The sequence below is a fragment of the Pseudomonas sp. NFX1 genome (genome assembly GCF_051123555.1).
GTDB lineage: Bacteria > Pseudomonadota > Gammaproteobacteria > Pseudomonadales > Pseudomonadaceae > Aquipseudomonas > Aquipseudomonas capeferrum.
This window is the reverse complement of record NZ_CP169366.1, coordinates 1,891,494-1,908,899: the sequence shown is the minus strand read 5'-3', so window position 1 is coordinate 1,908,899 and position 17,406 is coordinate 1,891,494. Positions and strand designations below refer to the sequence as shown.

Here is a 17,406-nt window from a genome sequence, read left to right as displayed (position 1 = left end):
TAGAATCGCCTCGGGCGTTCTCAAACGCCTGCATTTGGCCGATTTCTGCCGATGGCCAAAGGCAGCAATCGGCCGACTTCAGTCGGTCGAGGACGAAGCCCCTAAAGACTGTCAGGGTCGCCAAAAAACATCTGTATCCGCGACCGCAACCACCGCTCCGCCGGGTCGTTATCCTGCGCCCCTCGCCAAGCCATGTGCAGCTCGAAACTGCGCACTTCAATCGGCAGATCTTCCGCCCGCAAGCCCCCCGCAGCCGTCAGTGCATCCGCCGTGTAGTCCGGTACCGTGGCAACGATATCGGTCCCCGCCAGCAAACTCCCCAGCCCGTTGAACTGCGGCACCGCAAGCACCACGTGGCGCTTGCGGTCAATTTCTTCGAGCGCTTCATCGATGAACCCGGACAGGTCGCCGGCGAACGACACCAACGCATGCGGCCGGGCGCAGAAGTCATCCAGGGTGATGCTGCCAGGCACGCTGTCGGCACGCAGCAGTTTCGGCTTGCTGCGGCGCAGCACCTTGCGCTTGGCGTTGGCGGGCAGCTCGCTGGTGTAGCTGACCCCCACCGAGATTTCGCCCGAGGCCAGCAAGGTAGGCATCAGCAGGTAATTGACCCGGCGCACCACCAACACGATACCCGGCGCTTCGGCGCGGATACGCTTGAGCAGTTGCGGCAGCAGGGCGAATTCGGCGTCGTCCGACAGGCCGATGCGGAACACCGCATTGCTGGTGGCCGGGTTGAACTCGGCGGCGCGGCTGACGGCAGTGGAGATAGAGTCCAGCGCCGGAGAGAGCAGGGCGAAGATCTCATGCGCTCGCGCCGAAGGCTCCATGCTGCGGCCGGTGCGCACGAACAACGGGTCGTCGAACAGGTTGCGCAGGCGCGACAGGGCCGCGCTGATGGCCGGCTGGCCAAGAAACAGTTTTTCGGCGGCACGCGTCACGCTGCGCTCATGCATCAGCGTTTCGAACACGATCAGCAGGTTGAGGTCTACACGACGCAAGTCGTTTCGATTCATCGGTGCGCTTCGTCTAAAGTGGGGCAGGGGTGAATCTTAAGGCCAAAGGCTGTTACCCTGCACCGATTTCCGGGTGCCAATTCATAGGAATGTCAGGTGCCCAATCGATGACAAGCATGTCGACTATTAATGACCACTGATGGTCTAACGGCCAAAGCCCGGATAAAGTCCGTGGTATTAGAGGTTCACAAGGCGAGGTATGCGATGTCCCGCATGATCCGATTCCACAAGTTCGGCGCTGCCGATGTGCTCCGTTGCGAGGAGCAGGCCGAACCGTCGCCCGCCGCCGACGAGGTGCAGATCCGCGTCGAGGCAATCGGCGTCAGCTGGTATGACGTGCTCTGGCGTCAGAACCTGGCTCCCTCCCAGGCCCGCCTGCCGGCGGGGATCGGTCATGAAATGGCCGGGGTGGTGACGGCTGTCGGCGAAGCGGTCGAGGACATTGCGGTGGGCGACCGGGTCGCCAGCTTCCCGGCCACCAGCGCCAATGATCACCCGGTATACGGCGACGTGATCGTGCTGCCACGCACGGCAATCACCCGGTATCCGGATATCCTCACGCCGATCGAAGCCAGCGTGCACTACACGCCGCTGCTGATCGCCTATTTCGCCTATGTCGACCTGGCCCGCGCCAAGGCCGGGCAGACGGCGCTGGTCACCGATGCCAGCCACTGCGCAGGGCCTGCGTTCGTGCAACTGGGCAAGGCCCTGGGACTGAAAGTGTTTGCCGCCACCAAGGCGCCCGAGCAACGCGAGTACTTGCTGGGGCTGGGGGCGGACAAAGTGATCGTCACCGAGGAGCAGGACCTGCTGCTGCAGATCGGCAAGTACACCGACGGTCGCGGCGTGGACATGGTCCTCGATGGCATGGGTGGGCCGCAGATGTCGCTGCTCGGCGATGTTCTGGCGCCCCGAGGCAGCCTGGTGCTGTATGGCCTGCAAGGTGGCAACCAGACGCCATTCCCGGCTTGTGCGGCGTTCCAGAAGAACATCCAGTTCTATGTGCACTGCATCGGTAACTTTACCGGCAAACCGGAACTGGGCATCAGCCAGGACCAGGTCGCGCTGCAGCGTGCCTTGCGCGATATCAACCAGTTCACCGCCGACCAGCTGCTGACGCCGCAGATCATCAAGGTGTATCCGTTCGATCAGGTGGTCGAGGCGCATCGGTATATGGATGAATGCCCTTGCGGGGGGCGGGTGGTGCTGGATATGGCGCAGCCTGCGTGATCTGACATTGATGACAACAGGAACCCGGGCACAGTCCCGGGTTTTTGTGTTTTGCGGCTGCAAATTTTCAGCGTGATACTTGTAGATAATCAGATGCATCCTACAAATTAATAGTACGTGGACTACATACGTAAAAGGGTTGCCGATTATTGCGGTAATATCCTGGAAGAGATTTGAAGTTGAGCGCTTGCAGTATTCCCTTCATTGTGTATTGACGCACTGGCTGAATGGTTTTTTTACCCTTATCTGTATCTTCTATTCGATGTGCAACTCTCGATAATGGCCTAGTGATAGTTTGCGCAAGGAGCGTGGAATGAGCATGGCTATGCCCGAGCCAGGGCAGTGTATGGCGGCAGCCGGTCATCAGTGCGGGGCATTTTTTTCGATGGCTTGGCGACAGAGCATGTCACATCGTTACTTCCCAAGACTTGTAGGAAAATTCTTCAGGATCGATGCACTACACGGTGTGCAGTTTGCCGTGTAATGGATGCATGAAGTTGATGAGGTGATTACGTGAGCGCTATTCACGAACAGGCTATGCACTATATCTACCAGCAAGTGCTGGAACGCTTGTTGAGCCATATGTCCCAGGCGCAGCGCGCGTCCGTGCAGTTGCTGATACAGCGGCTGCTGGTGGCTGCCGGTGGCCCCGAATACATCGGCACATTCCGTTTGCTGGTACTGCAGGGCAATGACCGCCGAAGTGCCCACCTGTTGGCCATTCTGCGCGCCGCCCAGTTGAGTATCGCCTTGCGCGCCCCGGTGACCTTCCAGTTGCGGGTACTGGTGGTCAACCTGCCGACTGCCGGCAATGCCGCGCTGGACAACCATGAGCGCAGCTTCAACGCCTTGTTCATGCAGGATGACCCGCGGGTACAACTGCAGATGACCGAAGGCTGCGAGGTGGTGCCGTTCAATCGTCGGCCCTCGGCGTCCACCGAGCGCTGGGCCCTGGCACGCAATGCCATGCTGATGTTCGGGCACGGGGTCGATGCCCGGCCCGAAGCCCTGCTGGGCAGCCGGCTGCATCTGGAACTGGCGGGTGCCGTGGGTGTTGCGCTGCAGGCGCAGTCGCGTGCGGATGTGCTGATTACCGCCGTACCTGCCCGGCAGCGACGCCGTTACCTGGCCTGGGCCCGGCGTAGCCTGTGCCAGGCAGGGGAGCGCGGGCCCCATCTGCTGCATCAGTGCCTGGCGACATTGGCCAGCGGGCTGGGCAGGTTGCAGGGGGTTGCCGGGTCACCCCTGGAGCCTGTGGGCGACCCCAGCCGCGTGGTCGCGGAGGATGCCACGTTGCGGGTCATCGCTATCGATGACTTGCTGCCGCATCTGCTTGAGCAAGAGCAGCTCGACCTCATGCTCGGCTGCCGCCTTGACCCTGACCAGGACGCCTGGCCGCTGGCGGCATTCATCGACCCTAGGGCCCTGGCACAGCTGCACGAACTGCGCGCCCGTTGCAGCGAGCCAATGGGCCATCGACAGGCGTTGCGGCTGGCCGGCCCTTGCGCTTTCGATGGGCAGCGCGAGCCAGCTTCGGGGCATCCGGGCAAAGCCTACGGCATCAGCCAGACCCAGCTGGTATGCCTGTTGTTCAGCCCCTTTGCCAGGCAGGGCAAGGGCCTTGAACGTTTTCTGCAATGCCGTCATCCCGACATGCAGGTGGCGTTGCCCTACCTGCATCGGGCCTTGCAAGGTAAACCGTGCCCCGATGCGGTGAAGGACTGGCTGGTGAATACCAGTGGCTTGGCACTTGTGCAACTGCGCGCGATTTATGAGGGGCGTCTGCAACCTGCGTCCAGGCGCTTGATGGCGAACCTGGCCCGGCGTGATGTGCACCTGAAATTGTTGCCGGCGCCGTTCGTAGCGGGACGACCTGGCCTAGAGGGCTTGCCCTGATGGGGCGATCGCTGCCGGGCGACTACGCCTATCGCAAGGTGTATCACTACCTCGAATCGCTGATCGACGAGGCCCAGGGGCTTGAGCCCTGGCGCCTGCCCTCGTTGCGCACGCTGTCCCGGCGCTTGCGCGTATCGCTGGCCACTGTGCAGAGCGCCTACAGCTTGCTTGAAGAGGAGGGCCGGGTGCATTGCGTGCCGAGGTCGGGCTACTTCGTGCGCGTGGATGTGCAGGCGGGTGGCCCGCCGTTGCCACCACCGAGCGGGCTAAGCAACGTACCGACGCAGCCCATGCTGGAACGTTCATTGTTTACCCACGAGCGGCGCCTGGCACGCCAGCGGGCTTGGGCGGCTGCCCCGCTGGAGGAGGTCGGCAGCGCGCGGCTGCGTAACGCGCTGGCCGAACGCTATACCCGCTCATCCAGCCATTACTGGCGTGCCGAAGAGGTGCATCTTGCCCCCGATGTACAGGCGTTGCTTGAGGTTGTGCTGGCGGCGCTGGCCCTGCGCGGGGGCACCGTGCTGGTGTACTCGCCGTGCTGCTGGCAAGTGCTGCGCGCGTTGCAGCGTTGCGGCATGCGCGTGCTTGAGGTGCCACTGAACGCGTGCGGCGCTGCAGACCTGCAGGCGCTGGCGCGTTTGCTCAGCGCGGAGCCGGTGGGCATGCTGATCATGCCGTCCTGCCTGAGCATGCCCCAGGGCCGGCTGATGTCGCAGCACGACCAGCAGCAGATAGGCCAACTGCTGGGCGACTACCCGGTGTGGTTGCTGGAGAACGACCTGGACAGCGAGTTGTGCTTCAGTGGGCCGCCGGCTGCGCGCTTGCGCGATTGGGTCGACCCGCGCTGGCTGTTGATGATGGGCTCGTTCGAGGCTGCGGTGGGCGGCGAAGCGCCCTACGCCTATGTGCTGGGGCGGCATGCAACGCTGACCGAGGCCTTCGCCCAGCGTGCCTTTCAGCTTGCGCCCTTGCGGTTGCAGGCGCTGGCGCTGATGCTCGGCAAAGGCGAAATCGAACGCCAGTCAGAAAAGCTGCGCGCAGAACTGCAATGGCGCATGGAGTGCCTAGGCCAACAACTCAGGTTGCAACTGGGTGAGCAGGTCTCCTTCCAGATGCCCGAGGGTGGTTGGACCCTGTGGCTGCGGTTACGCCGGCCAGTGCCGTTGGATGGCATCGTGGCGGCGCTGTCAGGCACCGCCTTGCGTGTGGTCCCGGGCGGGCAGCACAGCCTGCAGGTGCGTCATCAGCAATACCTGGCGCTGCGGTGGGTGGGGGAAGGGCTCGATGCGCTGCAACAGGCTCTGGAGAAGCTGGCGCAGGCGCTGGAGCTGCGTTGCGGCCGGCCAGTGGGATAGCAGTCGAGGGTGAATGGTAACAGGGGCCACTTTGCGGCCCCTGTTGCGGGTGCCCGTCTGCCTACTGTTCCTGCCCCTGGCGCAAGCGGGTGCTGATCAATGCCGCCAGTACCAGCATCGAGGCGATGATCCACAAGCCGTTGCGGGTGCTGCCGGTTGCCTGCTCGATCAGGCCCATCACCGACGGCCCGACGAAGCCGCCAAACAGGCCGCACGTGGTGACGAAGGCCAGGCCCGCCGCCAGCGCGTTGCCGCTCAAGCGGCTGGAGGGGAAGACGAAGATGATCGACTGCACCACGAACAGCATCAGCGCGGTCAGCGAAAACCCGATCAGGCCGATGAACGAACTGGACAGCGAGGCGAGCAGCAGCCCGGCCGACATGGTCAGCAACCCGAAGAACAGCAGGGTGCGGCAACGGCTGGGCGAGGTCGCCAGGCGGGGGAATGTCGCAGCGCCAATGGCGGCGGCAATCCACGGCACCGAGGTCAGTAACCCGACCTGGAAGGGCGACAGCGCGGCATAGGTGCCGATGATGCCAGGCAAGAAGAAGATCACCGTGTAGATGGTGATCTGGTGCACGAAGTACACCGCGATCGCCAACCAGATCTGCTTGTCGCGAAACATCTGCCCCAGCTTGCTTTGCTGCGGCGCCGCAGCCCGTTCGGCGTTCAGGCGGCGCTCGATGTCCTGGGCATCGGCGGCTGACAGCCAGGGCGCCGATGCCGGGCCATCGGGCAGTTTTTTCCACACCACGTAGGCCAGGGCCACCGCAGGCAGGCCTTCGAGCACGAACAGCCATTGCCAGCCGTGCCAGCCCAGCACGCCGTCCATTTCCAGCAGGGCGCCGCCCAGCGGCCCGCTGAGGATGTTGGCCACGCATACCCCCAGCAGGAAGTAGCCGGTGGCACGGGCACGCTGTTCGCGGTCGAACCAGTACGTCAGGTACAGCATGACACCAGGGAACAGGCCGGCTTCGGCCACCCCCAGCAGCAGGCGCATGATGTAGAACGAGGTTTCGCCCTGGACGAACGCCATGCCCGCCGAGAGCAGGCCCCAGGTGATCATGATGCGGGTGATCCAGAAGCGCGCGCCGACCCGGTGCATGATCAGGTTGCTCGGCACTTCGGCCAAGGCATAGGTCAGGAAGAACAAGCCCGCGCCCAGCCCGTAGGCCGCCGCCGACAGGCCCAGGTCGATGCCCATGCTGGCCTTGGCCAGGGCGATGTTGGTGCGGTCGAGAAAGCTCATCACGTAGACGACGATAAGCAGCGGCATCAGTTTGCGCAGCAACAGGCCGTTAAGGCGCTGTTCGGTAGCGACGGCAGGCGCGGCGGCCGCTGTCGTGCCAGTGAGGATTGTCATTGTTTTTTCCCCGTGAAAAGTGCTGGTGGTGTGCCGCGACAATGGCGGCACACCAAGGTGGGTAGGTCAGGAACGGTGGATGTCGAGCCACACCGCGCCATTGGGGTACTGGTAGCGCTCCAGGGTCTCAGCGTGCATTTCGATGCTGTAGCCCGGGCGCTGCGGTGGCATGTAGCGACCGCGACGGATCACCACCGGGTCGAGGAAGTGTTCGTGCAGGTGATCGACGTATTCCAGCACCCGGTTGTGCAGCGAGGCCGACACGGCGATGTAGTCGAACAAGGCAATGTTCTGCACATATTCGCACAGCCCGACCCCGCCGCCATGCGGGCAGACCGGCACATCGTACTTGGCCGCCATCAGCAGCACGATCAGCACCTCGTTGAGGCCACCCAGGCGGGCTGCGTCCAGCTGGCAGAAGTCCAGTGCGCCGGCCTGGAACATCTGCTTGAACATCACCCGGTTGTGGCAGTGCTCACCGGTAGCCACGCCAATGGGTGCGATGCGCTGGCGGATGGCGGCGTGGCCGAGGATGTCGTCCGGGCTGGTGGGTTCTTCGATCCACAGTGGCTCGAACGCCGCCAGGCGGCGCATGTTGGCCACCGACTCATCGACGCTCCAGACCTGGTTGGCGTCCATCATCAGGGTGCGTTCCCAGCCAATTTCGTCGCGCAGGATGCTGGCGCGGCGGATGTCTTCTTCAAGGTCAGCGCCGATCTTCTGCTTGATGTGGGTCCAGCCGTCCGCCACCGCCTCACGTGCCAGTTGGCGCATCTTCTCTTCGCTGTAGCCGAGCCAGCCGGGTGCGGTGGTGTAGCCGGGGTAGCCTTCGCGCAGCATTTGCGCTTCGCGCTGGGCCTTGCCTGGCGCCTGGCGGCGGAGCAGGGCGATGGCCTCTTCGGGGGTCAGCACGTCGGTCACGTAGCTGAAGTCCAGGCAACGTACCAGTTGCTCAGGGGTCATGTCGGCCAGCAGTTTCCACACCGGTTTGCCTTCGTGCTTGGCCCACAGGTCCCAAATGGCGTTGATGATGGCCGCCGTGGCCAGGTGGATCACGCCTTTTTCCGGGCCCAGCCAGCGCAGCTGGCTGTCGCCGACGGTGAAGCGGTGCCAGAACGCGCCCATGTCGGCGGTGATGTCTTCCAGGGTCTGGCCAACGATCATAGGTGCCAGCGACTGCACCGCCGCCGCGCAGATCTCGTTGCCGCGGCCGATGGTGAAGGTCAGGCCGTGGCCTTCCAGGGCAGCGGCGTCGGTGTGCAGCACGACGTAGGCGGCCGAGTAGTCAGGGGCGCTGTTCATGGCGTCGGAGCCGTCCAGCGACAGCGAAGTCGGGAAGCGGATGTCACGAACGCTCAGGTGGGTAATGCGTATGCTCATGGCGGACTCTTGTTCTGGTCGGGCAGTGGGAGACCTGACTGTAGGTTGTCGAGCGATACAGGCATAATCGCCAATTCCTAAGTAGGGATATCGAAATTGATATGTCTCAGATGCCCCCGAACACGCCGCCGCTGACGCAATCTCTCGGCACATTGAAGATTTCCAGCCGCCAGATCACCTTGCTCAACGCACTGGGCGAATTTGGCAACCTGCGCCGCGCCGCTGCGGCCATGCACACCACGCAACCGGCGGCCAGCCTTCTGTTGCAGCAACTGGAAGAACGCCTGGGCGTGCGCCTGTTCGAGCGCCTGCCGCGCGGCATGCAGCCGACGCTGTATGGCGAGGTGATGATTCGCTATGCGCAGAACGCGCTGCACGAGTTCGAGCATGCCCAGGCCCAGATCGCCGAGCTGGCCCGCGGTGCCTCGGGCCTGGTCCGGGTGGGCAGTGTCATGGGGCCGGTGCCCGGCCTGCTGACCAAGGCGGTGCTGGCCTACAAGCGCGACCACCCCAAGGTGCGGATCTCCCTTGAAGTCGGGACCAGCGACACCTTGCTGCCGGCGCTGTTACGCGGTGATTTCGACATGGTGGTCGGGCGCCTGCCAGACCAGAGCGACAGCCAGGACCTGAACATCGAACTGTTCGAAGGCGGTGAGCAGATGCGCGTGATCGCTCGCGCCGGGCACCCGTTGGCCAATGCCAAGGCATTGCAGCTGGCAGACCTGGTGGCCTTGACCTGGATCCTGCACCCCATCGGCAGCCCCATGCGCCGGCGGGTCGAGAGCGCCTTGCAGGCGGGCGGCATGGTGCAATCGCTGGACATCGTCGAAACCGCCTCGATCCTGGCCACCACCGCCATGCTCGAAGCCTCCGAAATGATTGCCGTGGTGCCCAATGATGTGGCCCAGCACTATGCGCGCTACGGCATGGTCGCCATCCTGCCGGTGGAGCTGCCGATCAGCATGGCCAACCTGGGCTTGCTAACCCTGCGCTCGCGGCCCAATTCCGTGGCCCTGAACCGCTTGCTGCAGTACCTGCGGGCGCAATAGCCATGCCTTCACACCTTTTCGAGGTTGCCCTCTGATGCCGTCGGACATTACCCATTCCAGCTTCTGCAACTGGGTCCGCTTCAAGCACCTGGTGCTGATCGACACCCTGGCACGCACCCGCAACATGCACGCCACCGCCACCCGCATGAACCTCAGCCAACCGGCCCTGAGCAAGATGCTGCGGGACCTGGAAGAGCAGTTCGGCTTCGCTTTGTTCGAGCGCCTGCCACGCAGCATGCCGCCTACCGAGCTTGGCGAGTACGTGGTGCGCTACGCCCAGGGGGTGCTGGCCGACTCGCAGCAGTTCGTCGACCAGGTCAACCGGCTGCGCAAAGGCGGGCATGGGTTTATCCGGGTTGGCGGTATCTTCGCGGCTACCCCCGTGGTGCTGCCCCAGGCGATTGCCGCCATCAAGGCGCGCAGCCCGTTGCTGTCGATCGAGGTGGTGGAGCACTCCAGTGACCATCTGCTGGCCATGCTGGAGCAGAACAAGCTCGACATCATGATTGGCCGCTTCACCGAAGAGCGCTTCAGCCAGTTGTTCGATTATCAGCCCCTGGAGCCCGAGCCCTTCAGCCTGGTGGTCAACAGCCGCCACCCGCTCAATGCCCTTGCCAGCACCCCGTTGGAGGCCCTGGGTGACTGGCCATGGGTGCTGTACCCCGTGGGTACGCCGATCCGCAACCGCTTGGAGCAGGCGTTCAGGGTTGCCGGCATTGCCACGCCGGCGGACAGCGTCGAGACCATTTCGATGCCGATGTTCCTGCAGTTGCTGCAGTCCGGCCCGATGATCGCCATGCTGCCCAGGTCGATGGTCACCGCGCAACTGAACAGCGGCCAGTTCAAGGAGTTGCAAAGCCCCTTGCACTTGCCGGCACTGGAATACGGCATCGTCACCCGCAAGGACGAGCCGCTGACCCCGTCGGCCCGGGAGTTCGTCGACATTCTGCTCGACTTCGCGCAGCAACGGCGTGACGCGCCAGGTGCGCCAAGCGATTGATAAATGACCGCTGATAGGCGTTATCGATAACCCAGGGTTATCGCTTGATCGGATCATCTCATTGGGAATGTTGCGCAAGGCTTCTTACAGTGGTCGCAGATTCGCCCGGCATCGAACGGGCGTCGCCATAACAAGAAGTCAGCCGCACCGCCCTGAGAGGTCCCATGCAACTGATTGCCCGATCCGGTGACCTTGCCGTCATCCGCCTCAACCCGCTGGACAACGTCCTTATCGCCCGCCAGGCCTTGCCTGAAGGCCTGCACCTGGACGCCGAGGCGATCACCGTGCGCCAGGCGATCCCCTCGGGGCACAAAGTGGCCACGCAGCGTGTGGAACAGGGCCAGCCCCTGCGCCGCTATGGCCAGATCATCGGTTTTGCGTCCCAGCCCATCGACGCTGGCGACCATGTACACGTCCACAACGTGCAGATGGGCGATTTCGCCCGTGACTATGCCTTTGGCGTCGATGCCCGCAGCACGCCGAGCCGTGAGGCGGTGTTCGAGGGCATCGTGCGTGCCGACGGGCGGGTGGCCACCCGCAACTACATCGGCATTCTCACCTCGGTGAACTGCTCGGCGACCGTGGCACGGGCCGTGGCCGACCACTTTCGCCGTGACATTCACCCCGAAGCCCTGGCCGACTACCCCAATATTGATGGCGTGGTGGCATTGACCCACGGCGCCGGCTGCGCGGTCGACCCCTCTGGCGAGGCGCTGGGCTTGTTGCGTCGCACCCTGGCGGGTTACGCCGTACACGCCAATTTCGCTGCCGTGCTGATCATCGGCCTTGGCTGTGAAACCAACCAGATCGAAAGCCTGCTCGAAACCCAGGGGCTGACTACCAGCACCCAGCTGCGCGCCTTTACCATCCAAGGCATCGGTGGCACCTCGAAGACCATCGCCGCCGGTATCGAGCAGGTCAAGGGGCTGCTGGCCGAGGCCAACCAGGTGCAGCGCGAACCGGTCAGTGCGCGCCACCTGATCGTCGGCCTGCAATGTGGTGGGTCCGATGGCTACTCGGGGATCACCGCCAACCCGGCGTTGGGCAATGCCGTCGACCGCTTGGTGGCCGCCGGTGGTACGGCGATCCTTTCCGAAACACCTGAAATCTATGGCGCGGAGCACCTGTTGACCCGTCGCGCGGTCAGCCGTGAGGTGGGCGAGAAGCTGGTCGCCCGCATCCACTGGTGGGAAGACTACTGCCAGCGCATGAATGCCGAACTGAACAACAACCCTTCGGCCGGCAACAAGGCCGGTGGCCTCACCACCATCCTCGAGAAGTCGCTGGGCGCGGTGGCCAAGGCCGGTTCCAGCAACCTGGTCGATGTCTACCAGTACGCAGAAGCGGTGCGGGCCCAGGGCCTGGTGTTCATGGACACGCCAGGCTACGACCCGGTCTCGGCCACTGGCCAAGTCGCTGGCGGCGCCAACCTGATCGCCTTCACCACCGGCCGCGGCTCGGCCTACGGCTGCGCGCCGGCACCGTCCATCAAGCTGGCGACCAACAACCGGGTGTTCGAGCACCAGGAAGAAGACATGGACGTCAACTGCGGTGGCATCGCCGATGGCTCCACCAGCATCGAAGAACGCGGCGCGTACATCTTCGAACAGATGCTGCGCATCGCGTCCGGCGCGCGCAGCAAAAGCGAACAGCACGGCTACGGGCAGAACGAGTTCGTGCCCTGGCAGATCGGCGCCGTGACCTGATCGACAGCCCAATCCTGATTTTTGAGGCAACCCCTATGCACGTTAGCGGATACAACTTCATTGCCGGCCAGCGCAGCGCTCAGGGCCAGACCCTGGTCTACAGCGTCGATGCCCACACCGGTGAACGCCTGCCGGTCGCTTTCCACCAGGCTACCCTGGCCGAAGTCGATAACGCCGTGAATGCTGCCACTGCGGCCTTCCCGCTGTTTCGCAACCTGGCATCCGTGCGCCGCGCCGAGTTCCTGGAGGCCATTGCCGACGAGCTCGACGCCCTCGGCGAAGACTTCATCGCCTTGACCTGCCAGGAAACGGCCCTGCCAACGGCCCGTATCCTCGGCGAGCGCGGCCGTACCAGCGGGCAGATGCGCCTGTTCGCCCAGGTGCTGCGCCGGGGTGACTTCTATGGCGCCCGCATCGACCAGGCACTGCCTGCCCGTACGCCTCTGCCACGCCCTGACTTGCGCCAGTACCGCATTGGCGTAGGCCCGGTGGCGGTATTTGGGGCCAGCAACTTCCCCCTGGCGTTCTCCACGGCGGGGGGGGACACCGCAGCGGCCCTGGCGGCCGGTTGCCCGGTCGTTTTCAAGGCCCACAGCGGCCATATGGCCACCGCCGAGCGGGTCGCCGAGGCCGTGACCCGGGCCGCTGAACGCACCGGCATGCCGGCCGGTGTGTTCAACATGATCTTCGGTGGCGGCGTTGGCGAGGCACTGGTCAAGCACCCTGGCATCCAGGCAGTGGGTTTCACCGGTTCGCTCAAGGGCGGGCGTGCGCTGTGCGACATGGCGGCGGCAAGGCCCCAGCCGATCCCGGTGTTCGCCGAAATGTCGAGTATCAACCCGGTGCTGGTACTGCCTCAGGCCTTGGCCAAACGTGGCGCGCAACTGGCCAAGGAACTCACCGCTTCGGTGGTGCAGGGCTGTGGCCAGTTCTGCACCAACCCGGGCCTGGTCCTGGGCATTCGCTCACCGGCGTTCAATGCTTTCATCGAGCAGTTGGCCGGGCACATGGCTGACCAAGCGCCACAGACCATGCTCAACGCCGGCACCTTGAACAGCTACGGCAAAGGCCTGCAGGCCTTGGCTGCCCACCCGGGGGTGAAGCGGTTGAGTGGCCTGGCGCAACAGGGTAACCAGGCCCAGCCGCACCTGTTCGAGGCCGCTGTCAGCCTGCTACTGGAGCAGGACGAGCTGCTTCAGGAAGAAGTGTTCGGCCCTTGCACGGTAGTGGTTCAGGTAGCCGACGACGCCGAGCTGCTGCGTGCGGTCGCGGCCTTGCGCGGGCAATTGACCGCCACGCTGCTGGCGGACGATGCGGACCTCGCGGGCTACGGCCATCTGCTCGGTGCGTTGGAAGAGAAAGTCGGTCGCGTTCTGCTCAACGGCTACCCCACCGGGGTCGAGGTGAGCGATGCGATGGTGCACGGTGGCCCGTATCCGGCCACTTCGGACGCCCGTGGTACCTCGGTCGGCACCCTGGCCATCGACCGCTTCCTGCGCCCGGTGTGCTACCAGAACGTGCCGGATGCCTTGCTGCCCGTCGCCTTGCAGAACGCCAACCCGCTGGGCATCCAGCGCCTGGTCGATGGCAAGCCAAGCCGCGCGGCCCTGAACTGATCGTGGAGTGCCAGGCATGACTCAAACCAGACGCTACGACGTGCAGGCAATCACTGCATTCGTCGAGCAACTGTTCGAAAAAGCAGGTGCCGATGCCGAGGTCGCCCAGGTGGTGACCCAGGTGCTGCTCGAAGGCGAATTGCTGGGCCATCGCACCCATGGCCTGAACCTGGTCAGCCGCTATGTCGGCGGCATGCTCAGCGGGCAGGTCAAGGCGCAAGCCCAGGCGCTGGAGCAGGTGTCGGACAGCGGGGTCTCCAGCCTGTTCGACGGCCATTACCTGCTCGGCCCGTACTGCGTCAGCCGCGCCCTCGACTGCGCGGCCACAGGGGCCAGTGCACAGGGCATCGGCATTGCTGTGGTGCGCCGGGCCGCGCACATCGGCTGCCTGGCAGCGTACCTGAAACCCTACACCGACCGTGGCCTGGTGGCCCTGGTGTATTCGTCGGACCCGTCGGTGGGGCTGGTCTGTGCCCATGGCGGGGTCGACCCGGTGTTCACGCCCAACCCGATTGCCGCCGGCATACCGACCCAGGGCGAGCCGATCCTGCTGGATGTGAGCATGTCCACCGTGACCCTGGGCCTGGTCGGCCAGTGCCGTGATGCCGGCAGCAAGCTGCCGCACCCGGTGCTGATGAGTAACGACGGCCAACTGAGCGATGACCCGCGCGACTTCTTCAGCCAGCCGCAAGGCAGCATCCTGCCGCTGGGCGGCCAGGCCTTTGGTCACAAGGGCTTTGCCTTGGCGATCCTGGTCGAGGCGCTGACCTCGGGGCTGGCCGGCCATGGCCGCAAGGACGCCCCGGACCAGTGGGGCGCGTCGGCCACCGCCGTGGTCATCGACCCGCGCTTTTTCGGCGGCCTGCAAGCATTCACCGACGAAACCAGCTTCCTCGGCCAATTGGTCCTCGCCAGCCGCCCGGTAGACCCCGAACGCCCGGTACGCCTGCCAGGGCAGGCCGGCCTGGCCTTGCGCCGACACGCGCTGGAGGAGGGGGTGAGCCTGTCGGCGCACGTGCTCGATGACCTCGACCAGTTGGCTGGGCAGTTGCAACTGGCGCCACTTTCGCAGGCGCTGGCTCAATGAATGACAATGACAACAAGGGTACCCACATGACCGACCAATCGAATGCAACGCCACCGCTGCAACTAAGCCACGACATCGCCGTGTTCGACAGCGGCACCTGGGTCGGCCGGGTCTGGCTGCCCGATCAGGGCCCCGCCGTGGTGCTGGTCAAGGCGGGCGCCGTGCACGATATCAGCGCCCATGTAGCGACCGTTTCGGCCTTGCTCGAAGTGGCCGAACCGGTAGCTTATCTGCGCGCGCTGCCGTTGCCCGAGGCGTTGATCGCTCTGCCGGCGTTGCTGCGCAACAGCGACCCCAACCAGCGTGACGCACGTTTGCCCTGGCTGCTGGCGCCGATCGACCTGCAAGCGGTCAAGGCCGCCGGTGTGACCTTTGCCGCCAGCCTGCTGGAGCGGGTGGTGGAAGAGCAGGCCAAGGGCGACCCGGCCAAGGCCGATGCCATCCGCGACACCCTGGCCAGCCGCATCGGTGCGGACCTCTCGCAGATCATACCGGGTTCTGCCCAGGCCGAAGCGCTGCGCAAGGTGCTGGTGGAGCAGGGCCTGTGGTCGCAATACCTGGAAGTGGGCATTGGCCCGGACGCCGAAGTGTTCACCAAGGCGCAGCCGCTGTCGGCGGTCGGGCATGGCGCCGACATCGGCATCCACCCCAAGTCCAGCTGGAACAACCCGGAGCCGGAAGTGGTGCTGGCGGTATCGAGCGACGGCAGCATCAAGGGCGCCATGCTGGGTAACGATGTCAACCTGCGCGACTTCGAGGGGCGCAGTGCCTTGCTGCTGTCCAAGGCCAAGGACAACAACGCCTCCACCGCGCTGGGGCCATTGCTGCGCCTGTTTGATGAAAGCTTTGGCCTGGACGATGTGCGTAACGCCGAAGTGGACTTGCGTGTCGAAGGCCAGGACGGCTTCATCCTTTCTGGCCGCAGCTCCATGCGCCAGATCAGCCGTGACCCGCAAGACCTGGTGCAGCAGACCCTCAACGAAAACCACCAGTATCCCGACGGGCTGGTGCTGTTTCTCGGTACTCTGTTCGCCCCCAAGCAGGACCGCGACCAGCCCGGCAACGGCTTCACCCACAAGCCAGGCGACCTGGTCGCCATCAGCAACGCGCAACTGGGTACCTTGTGCAACCGTGTGACCACCAGCGACCAGGCGCCGCAATGGGGCTTTGGCCTGCGCGCGCTGATCGACAGCCTGAGCCGGCGCGGCCTGCTCGAAGCAGCGGTGACGGCACGCCAGCCTTGACGGCTGCCGTGCCCCAGGGATGAACGCAACAGGATAGACGGACCGCCAAGGCGCTGAACGCGCTGCAACAATAATAATAAAGGCCACCCAATGAACCCTATGAAGAAGTATCAGCGCCTCACCGTTGTGTTCCTGCTGTTGATCGGCATCGTCAACTACCTGGACCGCAGCGCGCTGTCGATCGCCAACACCTCGATCCAGAAAGACATGATGATCAGCCCCTCGCAGATGGGCATTCTGTTGTCGGCGTTTTCCATCGCCTACGCCTTTGCCCAGTTGCCGATGGGCATGATCATCGACCGCCTGGGCAGCAAGATCGCCCTGGGCGCCTCGTTGCTGGCCTGGTCGGTGGCCCAGGCCACTTTCGGCATGGTCAACAGCTTTGCCGGCTTCATGGGCCTGCGTGTGTTGCTGGGGATTGGCGAGGCGCCGATGTTCCCGTCGGCGGCCAAGGCCTTGTCCGAATGGTTCGATGCCAATGAACGCGGTACCCCGACTGGTATCGTCTGGTCCTCGACCTGCCTGGGCCCATGCCTGGCGCCGCCCTTGCTGACCCTGTTCATGGTCAATTTCGGCTGGCGTGGCATGTTCATCATTACCGGCCTGATCGGCGTGGTGCTGGCGCTGTGCTGGCTGACCTTCTACAAGAGCAAGGCGCAGTACCTGGCTGAACTCGCCGCCGAAGGCAAACCGCTGCCGAACGCGCACAAGCAGTCGCCAGCCACGGCCATCCCGCAGGCGGCGAAGCCTTCGTACTTCGCGGGCTGGCTCGACCTGTTCAAGCACCGCAGCACCTGGGGTGCGGTACTGGGCTTCATGGGCGTGATCTACATGCTCTGGTTGCACCTGACCTGGTTGCCCGGTTACTTCGAACGTGAGCACGGGCTGGACCTGTACAAGACTGCCTGGGTGGTGTCGCTGGCCTATGGCTTCGGCGCGGCGGGCACGATCGTAGCCGGGCGCTTCTGCGACCTGCTGGTCAAGCGGGGCATGAGCATCCTTGGCAGCCGCAAGTTCAGCGTCATCACCGGTCTGGTGCTGGCCGCGCTGTTCACCCTGCCGTTGTCCTACGTCAGCGGCCTGACCGGCTGCGTGATCCTGCTGTGCCTGGCGCTGTTCAGCATCAACATGGCCAGTGCCACCGCCTGGATGATCGTCAACACCATCGTCGACAGCCCACGGGTGGCGTCATTCGGCTCGATCCAGAACTTCGGCGGCTACATTGCAGGCTCCGTGGCACCGATCGTCACCGGCTTCAGCATTCAGTACTCGGGCTCGTTCAACACGGCGTTCATGATCAGCGCGATCGTGGCGCTGTGCTCGGCGGTGGCCTACTTCCTGCTGCTGAAGGCGCCGATCGGCAGTGCCAAGGTCGAGTCGGGGACGCTGGCGGGTGTGACCGAGTAATCGATCGGGCGTGCGCAGATCCCTGTGGGGCGGCCTTTCGCGACGCAAGTCCGCCCC

General features: G+C 64.4%; 13 protein-coding genes. 10 read left to right on the top strand and 3 right to left on the bottom strand.

The features are described from left to right. Positions 1 to 101: 101 nt before the first annotated feature. Positions 102 to 1,016 carry a LysR family transcriptional regulator gene (locus DJ563_RS08300; RefSeq protein WP_033698396.1) on the bottom strand — a complete coding sequence of 305 codons (915 nt, stop codon included), beginning with the start codon at positions 1,014 to 1,016 and terminating at the stop codon, positions 102 to 104. A gap of 204 nt (positions 1,017 to 1,220) precedes the next feature. Between DJ563_RS08300 and DJ563_RS08295 the strand changes: the two genes are divergently transcribed. The 3 genes from DJ563_RS08295 to DJ563_RS08285 all read left to right on the top strand — a co-directional run bounded on the left by DJ563_RS08295 (position 1,221) and on the right by DJ563_RS08285 (position 5,497). Continuing rightward, on the top strand, positions 1,221 to 2,246 hold the full coding sequence (locus tag DJ563_RS08295) for a zinc-dependent alcohol dehydrogenase family protein (protein WP_434519245.1): 1,026 nt from the start codon (positions 1,221 to 1,223) through the stop codon (positions 2,244 to 2,246). Between the two features lie 513 nt (positions 2,247 to 2,759). Beyond that, positions 2,760 to 4,142: a hypothetical protein gene (locus tag DJ563_RS08290; protein WP_274097974.1), complete on the top strand. Its 1,383-nt coding sequence runs from the start codon at positions 2,760 to 2,762 to the stop codon at positions 4,140 to 4,142. Next, complete coding sequence (locus DJ563_RS08285; protein WP_434519244.1) at positions 4,142 to 5,497, top strand: aminotransferase class I/II-fold pyridoxal phosphate-dependent enzyme; 1,356 nt, start codon at positions 4,142 to 4,144, stop codon at positions 5,495 to 5,497. Before DJ563_RS08290 ends, DJ563_RS08285 begins: the two co-directional genes overlap by 1 nt. Positions 5,498 to 5,558: 61 nt before the next feature. On the opposite strand, the gene DJ563_RS08280 is transcribed toward DJ563_RS08285, so the two are convergent. Both DJ563_RS08280 and DJ563_RS08275 read right to left on the bottom strand, forming a co-directional pair. Further along, entirely contained in the window at positions 5,559 to 6,860 is a 1,302-nt protein-coding gene (locus DJ563_RS08280) for an MFS transporter (RefSeq protein WP_434519243.1), read from the bottom strand. Positions 6,861 to 6,926: 66 nt separating this feature from the next. Continuing rightward, positions 6,927 to 8,240 carry an L-fuconate dehydratase gene (locus DJ563_RS08275; protein WP_274097971.1) on the bottom strand — a complete coding sequence of 438 codons (1,314 nt, stop codon included), beginning with the start codon at positions 8,238 to 8,240 and terminating at the stop codon, positions 6,927 to 6,929. Between the two features lie 101 nt (positions 8,241 to 8,341). Between DJ563_RS08275 and DJ563_RS08270 the strand changes: the two genes are divergently transcribed. The 7 genes from DJ563_RS08270 (at position 8,342) to DJ563_RS08240 (ending at position 17,349) form a co-directional block, all read left to right on the top strand. Then, positions 8,342 to 9,289 (top strand): LysR family transcriptional regulator, encoded by a 948-nt coding sequence (locus DJ563_RS08270; protein ID WP_434519242.1) that lies wholly within the window; start codon positions 8,342 to 8,344, stop codon positions 9,287 to 9,289. Positions 9,290 to 9,323: 34 nt separating this feature from the next. Then, positions 9,324 to 10,289 carry a LysR family transcriptional regulator gene (locus DJ563_RS08265; RefSeq protein WP_434519241.1) on the top strand — a complete coding sequence of 322 codons (966 nt, stop codon included), beginning with the start codon at positions 9,324 to 9,326 and terminating at the stop codon, positions 10,287 to 10,289. Positions 10,290 to 10,453: 164 nt separating this feature from the next. Continuing rightward, a complete protein-coding gene (locus DJ563_RS08260; protein ID WP_434519240.1) occupies positions 10,454 to 11,995 on the top strand; it encodes a UxaA family hydrolase in 1,542 nt (513 codons plus the stop codon). A gap of 35 nt (positions 11,996 to 12,030) precedes the next feature. Beyond that, entirely contained in the window at positions 12,031 to 13,611 is a 1,581-nt protein-coding gene (locus DJ563_RS08255) for an aldehyde dehydrogenase (NADP(+)) (RefSeq protein WP_434519239.1), read from the top strand. A 16-nt stretch (positions 13,612 to 13,627) separates the two neighbouring features. Then, entirely contained in the window at positions 13,628 to 14,698 is a 1,071-nt protein-coding gene (locus tag DJ563_RS08250) for an Ldh family oxidoreductase (protein WP_434519238.1), read from the top strand. Positions 14,699 to 14,724: 26 nt separating this feature from the next. After that, positions 14,725 to 15,942, top strand: coding sequence for a fumarylacetoacetate hydrolase family protein (locus DJ563_RS08245; RefSeq protein ID WP_434519706.1), 1,218 nt, complete (start codon positions 14,725 to 14,727; stop codon positions 15,940 to 15,942). Positions 15,943 to 16,041: 99 nt separating this feature from the next. Beyond that, positions 16,042 to 17,349 carry an MFS transporter gene (locus DJ563_RS08240; RefSeq protein ID WP_050506068.1) on the top strand — a complete coding sequence of 436 codons (1,308 nt, stop codon included), beginning with the start codon at positions 16,042 to 16,044 and terminating at the stop codon, positions 17,347 to 17,349. Positions 17,350 to 17,406: the final 57 nt, after the last annotated feature.

Excerpts from the sequence above, each read along its gene's own strand:
- DJ563_RS08300 (WP_033698396.1), bottom strand. The coding sequence starts at position 1,016 with ATGAATCGAAACGACTTGCGTCGTGTAGACCTCAACCTGCTGATCGTG.
- DJ563_RS08295 (WP_434519245.1), top strand. The coding sequence starts at position 1,221 with ATGTCCCGCATGATCCGATTCCACAAGTTCGGCGCTGCCGATGTGCTC.
- DJ563_RS08255 (WP_434519239.1), top strand. The coding sequence starts at position 12,031 with ATGCACGTTAGCGGATACAACTTCATTGCCGGCCAGCGCAGCGCTCAG.
- DJ563_RS08265 (WP_434519241.1), top strand. The coding sequence starts at position 9,324 with ATGCCGTCGGACATTACCCATTCCAGCTTCTGCAACTGGGTCCGCTTC.
- DJ563_RS08275 (WP_274097971.1), bottom strand. The coding sequence starts at position 8,240 with ATGAGCATACGCATTACCCACCTGAGCGTTCGTGACATCCGCTTCCCG.
- DJ563_RS08250 (WP_434519238.1), top strand. The coding sequence starts at position 13,628 with ATGACTCAAACCAGACGCTACGACGTGCAGGCAATCACTGCATTCGTC.
- DJ563_RS08245 (WP_434519706.1), top strand. The coding sequence starts at position 14,725 with ATGACCGACCAATCGAATGCAACGCCACCGCTGCAACTAAGCCACGAC.
- DJ563_RS08270 (WP_434519242.1), top strand. The coding sequence starts at position 8,342 with ATGTCTCAGATGCCCCCGAACACGCCGCCGCTGACGCAATCTCTCGGC.
- DJ563_RS08285 (WP_434519244.1), top strand. The coding sequence starts at position 4,142 with ATGGGGCGATCGCTGCCGGGCGACTACGCCTATCGCAAGGTGTATCAC.
- DJ563_RS08240 (WP_050506068.1), top strand. The coding sequence starts at position 16,042 with ATGAAGAAGTATCAGCGCCTCACCGTTGTGTTCCTGCTGTTGATCGGC.
- DJ563_RS08280 (WP_434519243.1), bottom strand. The coding sequence starts at position 6,860 with ATGACAATCCTCACTGGCACGACAGCGGCCGCCGCGCCTGCCGTCGCT.
- DJ563_RS08260 (WP_434519240.1), top strand. The coding sequence starts at position 10,454 with ATGCAACTGATTGCCCGATCCGGTGACCTTGCCGTCATCCGCCTCAAC.